Here is a 17,726-nt window from a genome sequence, read left to right on the forward strand (position 1 = left end):
CCGAACGCCAGGGTCTTGCCGGAACCGGTCCGGCCACGGCCCAGGACGTCCCGGCCGGCCAGCGAGTTCGGCAACGTCGCACCCTGGATCGGGAACGGAACGGTCATGCCCTGGGAGCCGAGCGCCGCCAGCAGGGGGGCGGGCATGTCGAGCTCGGCGAACGTCGTGACGGCGGGCAGACCCGGAGTCGTCCCGACGGGGAGCGCGAACTCACCTTGACGGGCTGCGGGCCGACGTCCATAGCCGCCGGAGCGGCCGGAGCCCTGCGAGCGGAAATTACGGCCGGAGCCGGTGGAGCCGCCCTTGCCGGAGCGGGCGTAACGATCGTTCGAACGTACTGTGCGGTTCATGTGGAACCTTCCTCGATACGGCACGTATCGAGGAATTCCCGGCGGCAATACGCGCGGCACGGGGAATCGCAAGAACGAACCGTAGAAAAGGCGGCAACGAGGCCCGATTCTCAAAAGATCGGCCGTCGTCGGCGCTCTGTGATGACCGGCATGCGTGGACCGGAACGGTCCGGTGTTGCCTGGTCAAGGGAACTCGGGCGGGATCGCTGTCCGGCCGGGGAGTTTTGGGCGGGATGACCGCCAAGGGGGTGCGGGGGCCGCAGTGCCGCTCGTCGGCGGCCGGCCCCGAAAAGCAACGAGCTGGGGCCTGCACCCAAGGTGCGGGCCCCAGCTACGTCATGCGTCCGGGCGCTTAGGCGGGGACGATGTTCTCCGCCTGCGGGCCCTTCTGGCCCTGCGTGACGTCGAAGTTCACCTTCTGGCCCTCCTGGAGCTCACGGAAGCCCTGGGTGGCGATGTTCGAGTAGTGGGCGAACACGTCAGCGCCGCCACCCTCCTGCTCGATGAAGCCGAAGCCCTTTTCCGCGTTGAACCACTTCACGGTGCCAGTAGCCATGTCATATCTCCTTCGGGGCATTGCCCGAGGTCCGCACTGTGCGGTCCTCGCGTCGCCGCGATGATTACCCCGTCCGGAGAGCAAACGCCGGAAAAGCAAAAGTGCTCCTGCCGGTGTAAAGGCCGACAGGGGCACTTGAAGTTTGGGAACCACAACTGCAACTGAAATCAACAGTAGCACGGTGCCAGCGGCCGGGTACAAGAAGTAATTTCACTCCGCCCGCTGTCCCATAAACCCTCACTGTGCGCGGCGCCAATTTCTGTCCTTGCGGAAATAGATATGCGCAGCCACGTGGCTCCCGTGGTCAGTCGGTCAGTCGGTCAGTCGGTCAGTCGGCTGCGAGTCGGCGCAGCTCCTCGTTGATCCGGAGGGCGTCCTCAAGCTGGTCCTCGAGGATCACGATGCGGCACGCGGCGTCGATGGGGGTGCCACTGTCGACGAGCTCCCGGGCGCGGGCGGCGATGCGCAGCTGGTAGCGGGAGTAGCGGCGGTGGCCGCCCTCGGAGCGCAGCGGGGTGATCAGTCGCGCTTCACCGATGGCCCGGAGGAAGCCGGGGGTCGCCCCGATCATCTCTGCCGCACGGCCCATGGTGTACGCGGGGTAGTCGTCGTCGTCGAAATGGTTGATGGTGGACGGTTTTGTTCCAGCGGGCACTGGCACCTCTGCTTTCGGGAACGCGTCGAGGGGCCCTGGTGCCGTACGGCACCAGGGCCCCGATGAAACCAGCGCCACTCGCCGACGCCGGGCACATACTCTGCGGCCCCTGCCGGGCCGCCCGACCCGGCAGCCAGCCTCCGGGACCTTCCTGCACTTCCCGGCCCCGGGACTCCACTGCCGTGCCACAAACAGTGCGCGCCAGTTCGTGTCTGCCGCGCCGTCTGACTTTCTTGGCTACGTGAAAAACATAGCGTCAGGTGCCCGAGGATGTCTACCTTCGCGGAGACAGATTTTCGCGTGTCGCCGAGCAGGTTCCTTGTCGGCGGCTCAGCGTGGCCACGAAGGCGGTCCAGGCCGTGGCGGGGAGGGCCAGGGCTGGGCCGTGGGGGTGCTTGCTGTCCCGGACGAGGACGGTGCCGGGTATGTTGTCGGCGATCTCGACGCAGTCGCCGCCTGGTTCGTTGCTGTGGCTGCTCTTACGCCACGTGGCAGGGCTCAGACCGGGTCGGATGGCGTGCATGGGTACTGCTCCTCCATAACCTCGCAGATCAACTCCGCAGTCGTGTCTGGTGAGAGGGCGTTGGCCTGGATGCGGTCGTAGAGCGCGGAGTATTTCGCAACGTCTTCGGGCTCTTCGTTGATCCCGCCGGACCGAATGCCTTCCGTGTACAAGGCCTCGCGCCTGTTGGGGAGCGTCAAGAGGGTCAGCGAGCCGCCCATCACAGCCGGCACTTGACCCGCGTGGTGGGCCGCCTCGTCTCCGCCTGCTCCCACCTGACCGGGTGGACGAGCACAGTCGACAAGGCCACATGCAAGAAGTGCGGTGTCGAGCGGTACTCGTCATATCGGCTGCTCAGAATGCCGGTTGAACGGTCAACGCCCCCGCGCCACCACTGGTGAACGCCGCCGCTTCCTGTCGGCAGTCCCGGCACTTGGTCTCCTCCGCCACCGGGCGGAATACCCGGTCGCACGTCCCCGCGCAGGAGCGCAGTGGCTGTGGAGTGGCCACGGGGGCCGCGAATGCCGGGACCTCCGGCATCTTGCGGGTGAGGCGGTTGCGGGCGAGGGCGGCGGGTGAGTGGATGCGGCCTGGTAGCCCGTCCGTCAGGGCCTCGCGTAGGTCCTTCGCCGTTGCGCCGCGTAAGAGCCATTCGCCTGCCAGGGCGGCGAGTTGCTGGATATCGCGGCCGTTGAGCCGCAGTCGGCGTTCCTTGTGGGAGACCGAGGCCAGGATCAGCCCTCCACGTTCGATGAGCGGAGCGGGTACGTGGGAGGGCTGGGAGGGAGGGTTCTCTTTCTTCCCCTCTGTGTTTGTTGGGTAATGGCCGACGGCCCGGTCCTCCGGTTGACCGACGGCCGGTTCCGGGGCAGTCGGCCGGAGCCCGTCCCGTAACGCCAGCGCCTCTTCCTCCGTGAGGACCACGTTCGACACCATCTGCGTCGTCCCCCATCGCCCGCCTTCACCCTGGCGGCGCCATTCGTGGAAGTAGCCCTCCGCGATCAGTTCCCGCTTCGCGCGGATGAACGCCGTCTTCTTGATCCCCGCGTCCCTCGCCGTCTCCGACAGCGGCGCTCTCACACTGTCCGGGAGCGACAACTGCCAGGTCAGGAGGCGAACGGCCGCCGCCGACAGGCGTGGGTGGCGGATGATCTCGTTCGATACCTGGGTGAAGAAACGCTCGGGAGCGATAGCATGCCGGAGCATCCTGGGTCTCCTTCGAAGACCTCGTGGGTGAAGGCCCTCGACCGGTGTTCCAGCACCCTTCGAGGGCCGCCTCGTTTTCGTGACGAAGCAACCGATTCCCGGCCACCGTAGCGCAATGCCCGCATCCCCCGAGCGCACTCAACTCCGTTGATCGCACGCGTGGTTCATTGCGACCGCCTGTGCCCGATTCCGACATCACCTGCCCACACCGGGCACCATTGCGCAGCACCCCCGCAACCGATGGGCGCGCCGGCAATTTCGAGCAATCGCCCGCCCCGCTGGTGCAACGAGAAGCATGCTGATGCCTTCGGTCAACTTCACTGGAAGGTGACGTCCATGACGCTGAAGTTCCTCGGCACGACGTCCGAGAACGGCAACTGCCCCACCTTGTACGAGGTCGTGGAAACCGGCGACATCGTCGTCCAGGGAGACCGCCTCACCGACACCCGGCATCTGGAGCAGCTCAGGGACGTCAAGGACTCCGAGACCTTCGTCGTCATCCCCCGTGAGCTCCTGACCCGCTTCGCCCCCAAGGAGTGACGTGGCAGATCTGATCCCGTTCGACGAGGTCACCCACCTGTTCGAGGACTTCGAGCACACCGCGTGGCGTCTGGAGACGCAGCGGGGATACGCCTCGGACCGGCTCAGCCCCAGCTGGGAAAGGTTCCAGCGCGGGGAGGCCTTCGGCTTCAACCCTGACAGCCCTTGGCACGCCAATGTCCGGGCCCAGACGCAGCGGGGCAAGCGCTTCGAGCGGGTGCGGTTGGTCGATGACCCGCCGACCGAGGGGCAACGCTTCCTCATGACGAGTGGCCTGGGCAACGTCGCGGCAGGTGAGGACATCCGGAACCTCTATCGTGCCGAGGCACAACGCCTCGGACTGCCTGACTATGACTTCTGGGTGTTCGACTCCCGTACCGTCGTGAAATTCGTCATCGACGAGCAGGGCGTGACGCTGGGCGTCCAGATCCTCGAAGATCCCGGAACGGTCGTTCTCGCTTGCCAGGCCCGCGACGCCGCCTGGCATCACGCAATCGCCACTGCGGAGTTTCAGGCGCAGGTACCTTCGGCCATGTGAGCACCGATTTTCAGGCCGGCCGGGTGTCCCTCGGTGCGCGGCTGCGTGAGCTGCGCACCGAGGCCGGGCTCAACGGTAAGGACATGGCAGCCCGCCTCGGCTGGCAGCGCTCCAAGGTCTCCCGACTGGAGCACGGCAAGCAGACCGCCACAGCCGAAGATCTCGAAGCATGGGCCCGCGAGGCCGGCGCCCCGGACGAGGCGAACGACCTCACGGCACGCTTGCGTGGGCTGGAATCCCAGCAGCGCTCATGGCGTCGACAACTGGCTTCCGGGCACCGTGGCGTGCAAGAGAAGTACGTCGTCGAATACCGCAGCACCTCTACGGTGCGCGGGTACGAGGCCACCGTCGTGCCGGGGCTGTTCCAGACGCCGGACTATGCGCGACATCTGCTGTTGCACAACGCCGAGCTGATGCAGACCCCGCGCGACACGGACGAGGCTGTACGGGCCCGTATGCAGCGGCAAGAAGTGCTGTACCAGGGCGGCCGGACCTTCGAGATCATGATGTGGGAGGGGGTTCTGCACGCCCTCGTGTGCCCCCGTAAGGTCATGGTGGCGCAGCTCGACCGCCTGGTCGGCCTGGTCGGCATGGACCGCGTCTCCCTCGGGGTGATCCCGCTCGGAGCGCCTCTCAAGATCACGCCCAAGCACGGCTTTTGGATCTTTGATGAGTCGCGCGTGATCGTTGAGACGGTCAACACCGAACTCCACCTCGAGGCGGCTGAGGACGTAGCGTTGTACGGGCGGGTCTGGGACCGACTCGGCGAGGCGGCCGTGTATGGCGCCCATGCCCACCGGCTTATTGCCCGGGCGAGGGCCGCTCTCGCGCCGACGTAGGCAATTCGCAACAACCCTGTGAGTCACCGCGCAATCTCGGGCAATCGACGGGCGGGCTCACAACGGCTTTCCCTACGGTCCTCGCCATGAGACCGACGCCTTGCCGCACCGCAGTGCCGCGGCGTGTCAGCTCGTTCCCTGGAACCGACTGGCTCGCCGACTGCTCACCCACACCGACGATGGTGCGGAAGCGGTGGGCCGACGAGGAACTGGCCGACATCCCCGCCGCGTCGTGGGCCGTTGTCGAAGCCGACCTCATGCGCTCCATCGATGCGCTCCAGTCGCTTGGCCGAGCCCGGAGGCTTGGCCCTGTTCTGGTCTGTCCGGAAGCCGATCGCGCCTGGTGGCTCGTCCCGCACGGTCCGGGCGCCCTGACGCTCGGTGAATTGCCGCAGGTGACTGTGCACAAGGCGCCGTGGACGCTGCGTTGCCCGCCGGCCCATGAGTACACGCACAGCCGCGGCTGGCTGGAGAAGCCCGACGGTTCCGGTCGCCTGACCGACCCCGTTGATCTGGGCGCCGCTCTTGGTTTGCGGCACCCGATCGACCTCCGTGAACTCACCAGGAAGGCCACATGATGGACGTACGCCCTCTGCTCACCGCCGAAGAAGCCACCAGCGTCGCGGCGACCGTCATCGACGGAGCCCCGGGCCTCACGCACAGCACCGCCCTACGGATCGTCGACCAGGCGGTGGCGTTTGTCGTCACCGCTGCCCGTAACCCCGGTGCGTCGCTCGTCCCCTCCCGGGTGGTGGACGCGGGTTGGCACGCGCTCATCCTGCACACCAGCCTCTACGAGCGGCTGTGCGTCGGGCTCGGCCAGTTCGTCCACCACTGCCCCGAACGCCCGGACCCGGCGCGGTTCAACCCGGACGCCATCGAGCGCACCATCGCCGTGATCGAAGCCACCGGTTACGCGGTACACCGGGAGCTGTGGGGCGGGCCGACCGGCGCGCTCGGGGCGTCGGTCGCCGCCAGTTGCCAGCACTCGGACGACACCAAGCCCATCGTGATCATTCCCAAGCCCAAGGAGGCCTTCACCGGAGCCACCGGCTGAACGCCCTGCCCTACGCTGCCCGGCCAGGAGGTGGGACTCATGGAATGGATCAACCCGGAGTACGAGGACGTGGTGCGTCGGTACGAGGCCGCTGCCGAGGCGGCGGGTTCGGCTGATGGTTCCGGTCAGGTCTTTCGGGGGTTCATCGTCCCCGAGGCGGCCCCCGAAGGCGGCTGAACCCCGGGCGTCCGATGGCGCCCCGGCGTGCCCTGATCAGCCATAAGGCCCCCTCGCAGATCAACTTCGCGCCGTCGGGCCGCCGCAACGAGAGGCGTTTGAGAACGGGAGGCCGGAAAAGTGCTCAGAAGTTCGCGGCCAGGGCCGGAACCGTCACCATGCGGCGGCCATGGTCGCCGGGTTAGGGCACGCCCGGGGCTCCCCATTTGCCGGGCACGCGCTGCGGGACAGGGGCTCCCGTGGGGCGGTTCACCTGCGATTATTTGAGGCATGGCTAGTCGTAGGGGCGCCTGTAGGCGCTGCGGGGGAGATCGGCGGTTCTGGCGGCGCGAGTGCAAGCCGTGCCGGTCGTCGCGTGGGCACGGGAGTGATCTCGTCGGGGACGCCGCGGACGCGGCCGTCGAGTTCGGCGCTCTGGGCTGGATATGGCGCGGCGTTCGCGGCGTCGTGCGGGCGCTGGCCGACTGACGGTCCGCACGACGGCCGCGCCTTGTGGGACCCCGGTCAGTGCACGCTTCGCCCGGCGGCGTTCGCCTGCCACTCGCGGCCGATGGAGCGCATGAGCGCCGGGTACACCCCGACGTACCGGAAGGGCTTGATGGCAGCCATGTAGAGGGTGCCGAACAGCCCGTTGGGCTTCACGAGGACGGCCATCTGCCCGCGGTAGCCGCCGGACCCGTCCGGGACCCAGCCGATGTGCATCACCCCGTGAACGGTCTTGTTGCCCATCTCGGCGGCCCACTCGTCCTCCCTCTCGTAAAGGGAGGTGAACGGGGACGAGCCGAGGTCGGGGCCCCGGGGACCCTCGCGGAGGTCCGCCGGCATCCGGTCGCGCAGGGAAGGCCGCCGGGTGCCGATGCCGGTATCGGGCTTGTCCCAGCCGAGCAGCGCTCCGAGCTTCCAGCGGACGGCGAAGAGCACGCGCGAGACGAGGCCCTCGCCGTTCACCCCGCCTTTGATTCCGTCGGCGATCTGGCGCACCAGCAACCCGAGGTCGTCGGGTCCGCCGGGGGTGGGCAGGGCCCACACGTCCTCGACCGTGAATTCGCCGGCGATCTCATGGATCCGCCAGGGGCGGTCGGTGTGGGCGGTTCGGGGAAGTCGCATGAGCAGGCCCCATATCTATACGGTGGCGTATAGATCGAGTCTAGGCTCATCTATACGCCACCGTATAGATGGGTCGGGACGTGAGGAGGCACACGGCATGGGCGCGACCCGCACGCCACGCGGCAAGTGGATCGAGGAAGGCCTGCGGGCACTGGTCGCGGGCGGTCCCGAGGCGGTCCGCATCGAGGTGCTGGCGCAGTCACTCGGCGTCAGCAAGGGTGGTTTCTACGGGTACTTCCGCAACCGGGACGCGCTGCTCACCGAAATGCTCGACACCTGGGAGTACGAGGTCGCCGAGAGCGTGATCGAGCAGGTCGAGAGCGGTGGCGGAGACGCCAGGGCCAGGCTGGAGCGGCTGTTCGCCATCGCCGCCGCCGCCACGGACGGGCCGGTGCGGGGCATCACCGCCGATATGGCGATCCGCGACTGGGCCCGCCGCGACGCGGCCGTCGCCGAGCGCCTGCGCCGCGTCGACAACCGCCGTATGGACTACCTGCGTTCCCTCTTCTCCGCCTTCTGCCCCGACGAGGACGAGGTCGAGGTCCGCTGCCTGCTCGCCGTCTCGGTGCGCATCGGCAATCACTTCAGCGCCGCCGACAACGGCAAGCGCAGCCGCGCGGAAGTGATGGAGCTGATCAGGCAACGGCTGCTGGCGTAGCCGCCCCGCCATCTCCTTGGCGGACGCCCCGTCTATCCGCCTGTCACCGGACCCCGGCTCCGTCTACAGCACGTCGATGCTTGCGTCGGCCTTGAACAACTGCGCGTCGGCAAGTAGCCCGCCGCAGGCGGCAACGACGGCCCGCAGCCGAAGGACGGGCCGGGCACACCGTGGAGGTGGCGGCCCCAGGGTCGGCCGTCAGCGGCGCCTGGCAGAGTGTCACCTGGACGAACAGTTGATGCACTGGCATCAGCTGACGCCGTGGTGCTCGGGAAGAAACGTTTCGTAGGGCGGGGGAGACGTCGTGGCCAAGTGGAAAATGGAGCTGCTCGGCTTACGCGCGACGCTGAACAGCGCTGTGGAGGATGAGCACTCCAAGACGCCGGCTCCGGAAGAGATGAAGGGGCAGGGGCCCAAGAAGTGATCGATCTCGGGAAGATACCGACCTTCACGGGCAAGCTCGAGGAACTGGAGAAGCACGCGGCGTCTCTGAAGAAGACCGCCTCCAGCATTCGCAGCACGGGCAGGGACGTTCATACCGCGTTCCAGGCCCTGGATCCGGTCTACGACGCCCCCGAGCAGGAGCAACTGCTCAACTCGACGGCCCCGGTGCGGGACAAGGCCGATGAGTTCGCGAAGAAGCTGGAGTCCGTCGGCGGCGCGCTGCAGGGCTTCGCGTCGACCGCGAAACCGCTGGTCGACAAGATGAACCAGCTCCGGGCGGATGCGAAGAAGTTCGTCGCGGACAACAAGGATGACGACGACTGGCAGAAGGACCAGGACAAGATCGACGAGAATGCGCGTCTTGTCCGTGAGGTCGGTACGACGTGGGTGGCGTTCCAGGGGGTGGAGCGTGATGCGGCCAACAAGATCACCGCGTTGGTGGGTAGCAAGCTGCACTTCGTCGTCGATGACGGTTCACACAAGCCCGGTATGTACGGCTTCAAGGAAAGCGATGTCAAGGACGCCAAGGAGACCCCTTGGGGGACGGTCGACAAGCGTGAGCACACGGGTCTGCGGGCCGCGTGGGAGTGGACGAAGGACAACGTCGGCGGTGGGCTGAAGGGCTTCTTCGTCGACGGTGCCTGGGGCGGCCTCAAGGGTCTCGTCGGCATGGTCAATGTCTTCGACCAGGAAACCTTCAAGAAGACCTGGTCGGGCATCGGTTCCGTCTTCGGCGGCGTCAGCGCGTACGTCATGACGCCGTACGACTGGGCCATGGACAAGACGTTCGGTCCCACCGACCACAGCGACAACGACAAGCAGAAGGCCGCCCTGCGCAGCTTCGGCAAGTCTTTCGTCGCGTGGGACGAGTGGGGCAAGAACCCCTCCCGGGCCTTCGGCACGGTGGCGTTCAACGTCGTCACCCTCGGCGCGGGAATTTTCCTCAAGGTCGGCCAGGCCGGGAAGCTGGGCGCGGGCGCGAGGGCAGCGACTGTGGTGGGCAAGGCGGGCGTGATCGTCGACCCTATGACGTACGTCATCAAGGCCGGGAGCGTCGCCAAACTCAAGGTCGGCGACCTCATGGCGGGCCTCAAGGCCAGCCAGGCGGGCGTGGACGACATGGCCCGCAACATCCCGACGCAGCCCACCGCGCCCTCCGGCGAGGTAAACGCGCCTTCGGCCCACGCGGGCGATGTCCCTTCGACTCCGTCCCACTCGGGCGACTCTGCTTCCCACTCGGCCGGCTCCGGCGAGAAGGAGATCCCTGGACTCGAGTACGTCGACCGCGAGGGCAACAAGCGCGTCGTCGAGCATGACGGGCACATCAAGGACGAGCACGGCGGCGTCGTGCCCGACACCGAACCCGTCAAGGAGCCGAACAAGGCCGACCTGCCCAACGTCAAGGAGCACGAGACCGCACCCGTCAAGGAAGAGGCGAGAGTCCTCGAAGGCGCGAGCGGCCCCAGCCACGTGGAGAACGGGGTGGGCCACCCGACCTCGATGCATCTGGACGACGGGACGCATTCGAAGGGCGCGGGCGGTTCGCACGCCACCACGTCGACGGGCGGGCATGCGGCGGACCATTCGACCGGCAGCGGCTCCAGCTCGCACGGTTCGACGGCCGGTGGCTCGCACACGCCGTCCGGTGGCGGTTCGGACTCGCATCTGCCGTCCAGCAGTGGCGGCCATGGTGCAGAATCGTCACTGCCCTCCGGTGGCCGAAACGTGGACGACGCTGCCGCGCACACGGGCGGCCATGACGGGCCTGGTTCCGGCTCACACGGCAATGATGGTGCCTCGCATGCTGGTGACGCGGCCCACCACGCTGACGACGCCTCCGCCCCGCGCCATGGGGATCAAGGTGGCCCCGAGGGGCATGCCGAGGGTGCGGCGACGGATGCACAGCACGCCGGCGCGGCTGGGGCGGACGGTGGACACGGGACGCCGACCCCGAAGCCGTCGACTCCTGCGGATGTTGCCGAACAGGTGAAGAAGGCCAATACCAACAACGCGTGGTTCGAACGGTACTACCGATCAACAGACGGACATCGTTGGAGCGCCGATGCCCGGGACGAGAACGGTCGTAAGCTTCCCATTCTGCGGAAGGACGGGAACGGCGGTTGGGTCAATAAGTTCCCACCATCGGAAGATGCGACGTTCAAGTGGGAGGATGCCCGTCCGGGTGACATGAACAAGGTGGCCCCCAGCCGCCTTGACGATCTCCAAAAGGCGGCCGAGCGCCGGCAGGTGTCACTCGACGATCTTAAGAAGGCGCAATACGCCCACGACGCCGCCGCAAAAGCCTTCGACGCTACGGGCAAGACCGACGACGTTCTGAAGGCGGACCTCGAAGAGGCTGCGAGGAACGAGTCTGCGGCGCATGGGGAGAAGACTGACGCTACCGAGATGTTCGGCGAGAAGGCGGCCGAATATCACGCCATTCCAGAGCACTACCCCGATGCTAAGCGGATCGATGACAGGGCACGTGGCAATAGCCGTTTCGATCAGATATGGAAGACCAAGGACGGTCGCTACGTCGTGGTCGAGGCCAAGTCGGCGCCGGGCACTGCACTCAAGGACCGGTGGGGCGAGGGGCCTCATCGTAAGCGTCGGGTTGCCCAGGGGACACGTGAATATTTCGAAACCATACTCCTCAAAATGCATGACCGCGGGGAGTATGCGCTCGCCGACGCGCTGGAGGAGGCCCTGGAAGCCGGCAAGCTAGACTATGTGCTTGTCAAGGGAAATCCCAAGGGCAAAGATTATGCAGGCTACCTAATGAACCATTTTGACATCGGTTAGGGGAGGGCCCCACGAATGGCAGTCACGGTACCGCGCCATAGGTTTCCCGCTGACGACGCGGCGCAACGTGCGGAGCAGCTCGATACCAGGGTCAAGAGTAAGATCGACGCTCTTGAGGCGTCGCCGCGTGGATTCAATATGGCGTTCCACTCGTCACTGCTCGCCGCGAATACGCATCTGGCGGTGAACTCGGACGCCTCCTTGCTCCCAACCTGGGAGGCGGTCACGTCAGCGATGCAGATCGGATCGGCCCTTTTCGCCTCGGCGACGGCTGCCGAAGAGACGGTGGAATGCCGTATCGCGGGCAAGGTGCGGACGATCCAGGCGACCGGCCCCACGTATGCCACGGACGCCGGGAACTGGCTCACGGCATTCTTCCTCGCCGTCATCTGCCGTGAAAAGGACCGCGCGACCGAGCTGGCCAAGGTTCCGATCTCCCTGTTGCGGGCTTCCGGTGCCGAGTACGACGAGTACATCTACGCCTGGGTGGACACGCTCCAGACGTGGCGGCTCGGGAACGGTGACATCGGCGGGAAGCTGGTCGCCGCGATGGACGGTACGGATCCGGACGTCCTACAGCTCACGGATCGCGAGATGATGCTGAGGATCATCTACCCCCCGATCAACCTCTTCTACCGTTACCTCATCGACGACCGCCAGGCGTTCAACACCGAACTGGCGAAGGCGATCGAGTGGCACAAGGATTACTGGACCAAGGACGAAGAACGGGCGAGCGAGTCCAGCGGGCAGGTGGCCTGGGAGCCACTGGCCATCGCCTGCCTCGCCTACGACGCCGGTTTCCCGATCGAGGTCGAGTCCGACTACTTGCCCAAGCACCTGATCGAGCGCAGTTGGCTGGGTGAGTTGGACACGTAACGATGGGCCCACGGGGGGCGATGTCCCTTCGTCTCCGTCCCACGCGGGCGACTCGGCTTCCCACTCGGCTGACGGGGCCGGCGGTACGCACAACACGCCGTTCATGGGCGGATCCGCCACGGACCAACCGGCCGGTGGCGGCGCGGACTCACACACGTCGTCCGGCGGGAGCGGTGGCAGTGGTCACGGCACTCCGGGACACTCCGGTCACGACACGGGAGGCGATGGCGACGCCCCGGAATCGCCAGGTGGCGTCAACGATGCCGCGGCTCGTCCTCCCGCCAACGCGCTGCGGCTCGCGTCGGCCCTGCAGGAGCTCGCTCACGTGCTCGGAGTCGAGGCGGAACCCGGAGAGCCGACGTACTACGGTCGAGCAGAAGGCCACGGGCTCAGAGCTCCCGACATCATCGACGGGCGGGGACCGGACCTCACTGATGCGGCATTTGGTTGGCTGAATCTGCGGGCGGCGGCACCGGTACCCGTGAGGAGAAGGCCGACGGAAGGCTCAAGGCGTGACCAAGGCAAGCGAACCGGATCTCCAGGGATGGATCGAGGAGGGGCGCCGGAACATCGTTGACGTCGCTGACATGCTCGGGGTAGCACCCGAGATCTACACCCGCGACCCGATGAGTCTTGTTCCCGCCCTTCAGGCTTATGTCTCACGTGCTCCGCTGAGTGAGTTCGAGCAGTCGGACTGGATCACGCTGCTCAGCGATCTGATGTCCTACGTCGCCGATTACCTGATCCAGAAGCACGGAGCGCAGTGGCAGGTGGCGGACGACCCCAGCGTGCCCCGCGGATACCGTTATGTGGTCGAGGCGACGGGGCGGGACGGCGTCACTCGTCGAATCGACCCTGCCGATGTAGTAAGGAAGGAATTCTCCAGTCTCCCGATCGAGATTCCCCGGATGCTCGCCAGTGCGGAACTCACTCTGCGTTTGTCGGCGCAGTTCGACGACGGCGAATGACGCACCCTGCCGCCATGGCGGGACCCCGGGGCCTGGGGCGGCGTTGATGGAGAGTTCGGCGCGTCGCTGAAGGCCCTCGACAAGTGGTGGGCAAGGTGGCTGGCCGGCGGCCGGGATGCGCTGCTGGCCCGCTCGGGCGGACGACGAATCGCGGACCATCAGGTGCTGTCCGAGGTCAAGCAGCGGGCCGTCCGGCCGACGGTCCTCGATCACCGGGGGCGGAGGTGTCCCCGGCCTGACCGGACCCCGAGCCCGGCCCTGGGTTCGGCTCACGCGTCCTTGAGGTGGCGGCAGAACCCACGGTCCCGTTCAGTCAGCCGCGACCGTGGTCCGGCCGCTCGCAGCACGACGTCGAGGGCGCGATCGGGCTCGGATGCATAGCAGTTGGCGAACCAAGCCATGTTGGCCTCGACCACGGCCCAGCCCTTGGTGCCACCGTCAGATGTCGACAGAAGACCCACGTCGAGCACGACCGCGCCGGGCAGCGTGTGGCCGTGCGCGCCCAGGAGGTTGTTGGCGAACGCTCGGACGGCGTCCTCGTCGGGGTGCCCCCGCAGCGGAGCCGAGACCATGCGTCCGAACGCCGCGTACTGGCTGCCGGTACGGCATTCGCCGTCCAGCACGAAGAGGCGGAACTCTCGTACCCACGTCACGACGTCACTGATCTGGACCGGCGTTTCCGGTGGCAGGTTCGTCGACCGGGACAGTGTGCTGCCGTCGCTATGGATCGCGGCCGGAAAGCTCTTGGCGCTCGGTGGCTTAACGAAGGCGGGCCGGGTCAGGCGTCGAGCTTCGCTCAAGGTGGAGGACACGACGTTCCGCAGGGTGTACTCGTGAGGCAGGGATGTCAGCCAGTCGTCTGCCGGCTCCAGGAGGGCGACTTCGAGATCGTCAGCGATTCCGGCGGCGAACAGCGGTCCGCCGAAGTAATGGCCACCCTGCCTCCCCTTCAGCCCGCCGGCGCCGCCACGGGTAGGCAGCACTTCCACATCCATGCCCCGGTGTCGCGCAGCGGCTGAAAGGAGCTCTCCAGTGGTTGAGTACTGCGGCGCGTGTGCCAGGAAGTGGGATCTGCTCACAGCCGTCAACGGTCCCATTTCTGAGTTCCGACGGTCCAGCGGAGGTATCCGCAGGCCGTGAGAGCTGATCAGCCCGGTGACCCCGGCCTCAGGCATATTTCTCGCCGAGCGCGCCGGCCTGGAGGGCGGCCTGGTCGTTGATGCCGATGACGTAGCCGTCCAGGTCGCGGAAGTAGAACATGCGCTGCCCGGTGTGGTCGGTGTCGGTGTCCTTGGTGATCTCGGCGTGCCGGGCGATGAGGTCGTGGGCGCCGTCGAAGTCGTCGACGCCGAGGTAGAACATCCCGGCGAAGCCGATGGGCGTTTCCGCCAGGACGGGCAGCCAGTTCTTCAGGTCGTCGTTGCTGTAGAGCATGCCGCAGAATCCGCCCTGGTAGAGCAGCATGTGGATGTCGTCGCCGGGCCGGGCCGTGCTGGAATCGACGTCGAAGCCGAGCTGCTTGTAGAACGCGATGCTCGCGGCGGTGTCCTTGACGCTCAGGCAGGGGGCGAACGGCATGGATCCTCCATCGGTGGTGGTCGGGATGCGTGTGCGCGCCCATGTGGTCTTCGCTCTGTCAGCGCAGAGGCCCGCCGCCTGGTGAGCCGCGGCCCCGGGGCGCCGGGCGCGCGCGAGACGGCCCCCGGGCACCGTGGAGGTGTGGCCGGGGGCCGCCGTCTTGGGGGTGCCGCTTACGGGAGGGTCGCGTTGAAAGCGTTCAACGCCTCCAGCACCGGCTGGTAGTAGGTGGTGCCACCGTCGGTGCAGTTGCCGCTGCCGCCCGAGGTGAGCCCCAGGGCCTGGGTGCCGGCGAAGAGCGATCCGCCGCTGTCGCCGGGCTCCGCGCACACGTTGGTCTGGATCAGCCCGGTGACCCGGCCCTCCCGGTAGGTGACCGACGCGTTGAGGCCGGTGACCGTGCCTTGGGACACATGGCCCAGGCGCGGCCCGGTGGTGGAGCCACTGCGCTGGACGGTCTCGTTGAGCACCGCGTCACGGGCGCCGGTGATGGCCTGGGTGGTGCCGTTGTAGAGGTACACCTCGCTCGGGTGCGGGACGGCACCGCTGGCGGGGTAGACCGCGATGGCGTAGTCGTTGCCGGGGAAGCTCGACCCGTTGTCGGGAACGAGGGCGATCTCCGTCCCGCCGTCGGTCTCGGACCAGCTCTTGATCGGGTTGCCGCAGTGTCCGGCCGTGAGGAAGGCCGCCTTGCCCGCCGTCGTGACGTTGAAGCCGAGCGAGCAACGCGCCCGCACGCTGGAGGCGTTGGAACCGTAGATCGCGTCTCCGCCGCGGATGAACGGCTTGATCTCCGTGGCGATTCTCTTCAGCTCCACCGTCTCGCCGAGGGGCTTGAGGACGGTATCGAGCTGGGTCAGCTTCGCGCCTGTGACCGTTGGGTCAGCGGTGACGACGACCCGATTGAGCTTGGGATCCGTCACCCATGCGGTGCCGGGGATCTCTTCACTGGCGTCCAGCGTCGCCATGGTGGCGGCCAGCGTTTCGTCCGCGAAACGGACGGCCCGGGTCCGGGCGGTCGAGGCATCGGCGCTGTGCGGAGTGAGGCTGACTGCGGCCAGCACGGCGAGTGCGGTGGCTGCGAGAGTGGCGACGCGGCGGAGTGGAGCGGAAGGTTGCAAGGAATCTCCCGAGTGACTGCCGGAACCACGAGTCCGGAAGGCGAGATCCCACGCCATGCGGCGCGGAAGCGGTCCCCATCCTCACAACGGGTGAATGGCCCATGTGCGCACGGTAGTTGCCTGATTGTGTAAACCACCCGGAAAAGTGACAGAACCGCCAACTGGCGTTCCTTCAGCGCGTGTTCGTGCTGCATCGAGCGATCAACGGACCAGCCCGGAGTACGTGGACGTGGTCCGGCGCTACGAGGCCGCCGTCGAGGCCGCGGGTTCAGTCGATGGCGGTGCCTCCGGCCGGGCGTTCCGGGGGTTCGCCGTCCCGGAGACGGCCCCCGAGGACAACTGACCTCGTGGCCGGGCCGCCCCCCTGACCTGCGGTCTCAGCGGTCACGCATCCCGTGGCGGCCCGTCGTGCGGGACTTCCGTCGGCCGGCCGCCACGGGGCTTCTGTCATGAAGCGGTCCTCCGGGCCGTCGGGGCCAGCAGGGTCAGATGCGTACCGGACCGTCCGGCCCGGCGGCCGTTCGTGGTGCCGTAGACGTCTGCCGGGCCGGCGGGCTGCCAGTGCCGGCCGAGGCGCTTCGCGGTGTACATGGCCTCGTCCGCGCCGCGCAGCAGATCCGAGAGCCCGGCGCCGGGACGGTCGGCCGTGCGGCACACGCCGATCGACGCCCGGGGCGAGAGCGTGACGCCGCCGGTGTCGAGCGGGGCGGACAGGGCGGCGGAGAGGCTGCACGTCATCTCCGCGTCGACGTCGGCGTCCGGCGCGAGGCGGACCACGGCGGTGAACTCGTCGCCGCCGAGACGGGCCGCGAAGCCGCCGCGCGCCTGGCACCACGCGTTCAGCCGCTTCGCGACCGCCGCGAGGACCTGGTCGCCGACGGCGTGCCCGTGGGTGTCGTTGATCTGCTTGAAGCCGTTGAGGTCGAGGAGCAGCACCGCCGCCTGCGGGTGCCGGATGGCACGCAGGGAGCGGGTGGTGAATTCGTCGCGGCACATCAGGCCGGTCAGCGGGTCCTTGCGGGCGGAGCGCAGCCGACGGACCAGGAAGTAGGCGTGGACGGCCCAGCCGATGGACGGCGCGGCGATCGGTAAGGCCTGGAATATGAGGTTCATCTGACACCTTCCTGGAGGCGGCCGACGGCGTCGCCGACGGCATGGAGTCTGCGCGAAGCGGGCCGAACGGCGGTCGAGTGCGTCTCGACCGCCGCTGGAGTGCGTGGTGCGTGTGTCGGGCGCGCGTCCGAAGTGCGAGTCGGCGTGCTGATCCCGGCGGGGGCGGGCCGGTCGGCGGGCCGCCCATGCTGGACGTCCCCCGTTTCCGCGGCGAGGGAGCGGGGGCGGCGGCGCGGATCTCCCGGCGGGCTGCGCATGGCGGTAGCCCTGAGGGCCGGTCGGCGTGGCCCGGGGGCCGGTGGGCGTGGCTCGGAGGGTCGATGGGGCGTGGCCCGGGGGCCGGTCGGCGTGGACCACCCCATCGTTCGACCTGCGTGGGGAGCGCCCGTGGGCCATGTCCGAGATTGGCCAAAATCATGCCGAAACGTTTCATTGCCCGGGGTGTACGGGCTCCGTGGGCAGGGTGAGGACCTCGGGCGGGGGCTTGGGGGAGTGGTCGGGGTTTATTCCTGAGTGCTCATGCTTGCGAGGGAATGGTGAAGGACGAGTGGTTCGGTGGGGATTCGGTGGGCAATTCTTGGAGCGCGACGTCGAAACATCGCCTGGCGGTCGGCCAACTGCCCGGCAATAAGCAGTAGT

The 17,726-nt window shown here is 67.6% G+C and carries 22 protein-coding genes; 11 read left to right on the forward strand and 11 right to left on the reverse strand.

Features of this window, described 5'->3' with window-relative positions:
* The 5 genes from FHS38_RS32685 to FHS38_RS36470 all read right to left on the reverse strand — a co-directional run.
* Positions 1-350 (reverse strand): DEAD/DEAH box helicase (locus FHS38_RS32685; RefSeq protein WP_184739853.1); only part of this gene is annotated, 350 nt, incomplete at its 3' end.
* 352 nt (positions 351-702) lie between these two features.
* Positions 703-906: a cold-shock protein gene (locus FHS38_RS32690; protein WP_184739855.1), complete on the reverse strand. Its 204-nt coding sequence runs from the start codon at positions 904-906 to the stop codon at positions 703-705.
* 328 nt (positions 907-1,234) lie between these two features.
* Positions 1,235-1,561: a MerR family transcriptional regulator gene (locus FHS38_RS32695; protein WP_184739857.1), complete on the reverse strand. Its 327-nt coding sequence runs from the start codon at positions 1,559-1,561 to the stop codon at positions 1,235-1,237.
* 274 nt (positions 1,562-1,835) lie between these two features.
* Positions 1,836-2,084, reverse strand: coding sequence for a DUF397 domain-containing protein (locus tag FHS38_RS32700; RefSeq protein ID WP_184739859.1), 249 nt, complete (start codon positions 2,082-2,084; stop codon positions 1,836-1,838).
* Positions 2,060-2,284: a Scr1 family TA system antitoxin-like transcriptional regulator gene (locus tag FHS38_RS36470; RefSeq protein WP_184739861.1), complete on the reverse strand. Its 225-nt coding sequence runs from the start codon at positions 2,282-2,284 to the stop codon at positions 2,060-2,062. The genes FHS38_RS32700 and FHS38_RS36470 overlap by 25 nt, the downstream gene beginning before the upstream one ends.
* Positions 2,285-2,308: 24 nt before the next feature.
* Here FHS38_RS36470 and FHS38_RS36475 point away from each other — a divergent pair, with 24 nt between their 5' ends.
* Positions 2,309-2,464, forward strand: a complete 156-nt coding sequence (locus FHS38_RS36475; protein WP_376700092.1) for a DUF6255 family natural product biosynthesis protein — start codon at positions 2,309-2,311, stop codon at positions 2,462-2,464.
* Here FHS38_RS36475 and FHS38_RS32710 read toward each other — a convergent pair.
* Positions 2,418-3,269: a hypothetical protein gene (locus tag FHS38_RS32710; protein WP_184739863.1), complete on the reverse strand. Its 852-nt coding sequence runs from the start codon at positions 3,267-3,269 to the stop codon at positions 2,418-2,420. The genes FHS38_RS36475 and FHS38_RS32710 overlap by 47 nt on opposite strands.
* Positions 3,270-3,605: 336 nt before the next feature.
* Between FHS38_RS32710 and FHS38_RS32715 the strand changes: the two genes are divergently transcribed.
* The 6 genes from FHS38_RS32715 to FHS38_RS32740 all read left to right on the forward strand — a co-directional run bounded on the left by FHS38_RS32715 (position 3,606) and on the right by FHS38_RS32740 (position 6,420).
* Positions 3,606-3,809 carry a hypothetical protein gene (locus FHS38_RS32715; RefSeq protein ID WP_184739865.1) on the forward strand — a complete coding sequence of 68 codons (204 nt, stop codon included), beginning with the start codon at positions 3,606-3,608 and terminating at the stop codon, positions 3,807-3,809.
* Between the two features lies 1 nt (position 3,810).
* Positions 3,811-4,347, forward strand: a complete 537-nt coding sequence (locus tag FHS38_RS32720; RefSeq protein ID WP_184739867.1) for a DUF6879 family protein — start codon at positions 3,811-3,813, stop codon at positions 4,345-4,347.
* Entirely contained in the window at positions 4,344-5,186 is an 843-nt protein-coding gene (locus FHS38_RS32725; RefSeq protein WP_184739869.1) for a helix-turn-helix domain-containing protein, read from the forward strand. Before FHS38_RS32720 ends, FHS38_RS32725 begins: the two co-directional genes overlap by 4 nt.
* 86 nt (positions 5,187-5,272) lie before the next feature.
* Positions 5,273-5,764: a hypothetical protein gene (locus FHS38_RS32730; protein ID WP_184739871.1), complete on the forward strand. Its 492-nt coding sequence runs from the start codon at positions 5,273-5,275 to the stop codon at positions 5,762-5,764.
* Positions 5,761-6,243, forward strand: a complete 483-nt coding sequence (locus FHS38_RS32735) for a glycine-rich domain-containing protein (RefSeq protein WP_184739873.1) — start codon at positions 5,761-5,763, stop codon at positions 6,241-6,243. Before FHS38_RS32730 ends, FHS38_RS32735 begins: the two co-directional genes overlap by 4 nt.
* A 39-nt stretch (positions 6,244-6,282) precedes the next feature.
* Positions 6,283-6,420 (forward strand): hypothetical protein, encoded by a 138-nt coding sequence (locus tag FHS38_RS32740; RefSeq protein ID WP_184739875.1) that lies wholly within the window; start codon positions 6,283-6,285, stop codon positions 6,418-6,420.
* A 504-nt stretch (positions 6,421-6,924) separates the two neighbouring features.
* Here FHS38_RS32740 and FHS38_RS32745 read toward each other — a convergent pair.
* Positions 6,925-7,527 carry a DUF2867 domain-containing protein gene (locus FHS38_RS32745; protein ID WP_184739877.1) on the reverse strand — a complete coding sequence of 201 codons (603 nt, stop codon included), beginning with the start codon at positions 7,525-7,527 and terminating at the stop codon, positions 6,925-6,927.
* A 97-nt stretch (positions 7,528-7,624) separates the two neighbouring features.
* Here FHS38_RS32745 and FHS38_RS32750 point away from each other — a divergent pair, with 97 nt between their 5' ends.
* The 4 genes from FHS38_RS32750 (at position 7,625) to FHS38_RS32765 (ending at position 13,275) form a co-directional block, all read left to right on the forward strand.
* Positions 7,625-8,185 carry a TetR/AcrR family transcriptional regulator gene (locus tag FHS38_RS32750; protein ID WP_184739879.1) on the forward strand — a complete coding sequence of 187 codons (561 nt, stop codon included), beginning with the start codon at positions 7,625-7,627 and terminating at the stop codon, positions 8,183-8,185.
* 420 nt (positions 8,186-8,605) lie between these two features.
* Complete coding sequence (locus tag FHS38_RS32755; RefSeq protein WP_184739881.1) at positions 8,606-11,431, forward strand: hypothetical protein; 2,826 nt, start codon at positions 8,606-8,608, stop codon at positions 11,429-11,431.
* Positions 11,432-11,446: 15 nt separating this feature from the next.
* Positions 11,447-12,307, forward strand: a complete 861-nt coding sequence (locus FHS38_RS32760) for an immunity 49 family protein (RefSeq protein ID WP_184739883.1) — start codon at positions 11,447-11,449, stop codon at positions 12,305-12,307.
* Positions 12,308-12,819: 512 nt separating this feature from the next.
* A complete protein-coding gene (locus tag FHS38_RS32765) occupies positions 12,820-13,275 on the forward strand; it encodes a hypothetical protein (protein WP_184739885.1) in 456 nt (151 codons plus the stop codon).
* Between the two features lie 269 nt (positions 13,276-13,544).
* On the opposite strand, the gene FHS38_RS32770 is transcribed toward FHS38_RS32765, so the two are convergent.
* The 4 genes from FHS38_RS32770 to FHS38_RS32785 all read right to left on the reverse strand — a co-directional run bounded on the left by FHS38_RS32770 (position 13,545) and on the right by FHS38_RS32785 (position 17,087).
* Entirely contained in the window at positions 13,545-14,270 is a 726-nt protein-coding gene (locus tag FHS38_RS32770) for an ATP-grasp domain-containing protein (RefSeq protein ID WP_229822905.1), read from the reverse strand.
* A 172-nt stretch (positions 14,271-14,442) separates the two neighbouring features.
* Positions 14,443-14,853, reverse strand: a complete 411-nt coding sequence (locus FHS38_RS32775) for a VOC family protein (protein ID WP_184739889.1) — start codon at positions 14,851-14,853, stop codon at positions 14,443-14,445.
* A 173-nt stretch (positions 14,854-15,026) separates the two neighbouring features.
* Complete coding sequence (locus tag FHS38_RS32780) at positions 15,027-15,974, reverse strand: S1 family peptidase (RefSeq protein ID WP_229822904.1); 948 nt, start codon at positions 15,972-15,974, stop codon at positions 15,027-15,029.
* A gap of 447 nt (positions 15,975-16,421) precedes the next feature.
* Positions 16,422-17,087: a GGDEF domain-containing protein gene (locus tag FHS38_RS32785; protein ID WP_184739892.1), complete on the reverse strand. Its 666-nt coding sequence runs from the start codon at positions 17,085-17,087 to the stop codon at positions 16,422-16,424.
* Positions 17,088-17,726 lie beyond the last annotated feature (639 nt).

It is taken from the genome of Streptomyces netropsis, assembly GCF_014203545.1.
GTDB lineage: Bacteria > Actinomycetota > Actinomycetes > Streptomycetales > Streptomycetaceae > Streptomyces > Streptomyces netropsis.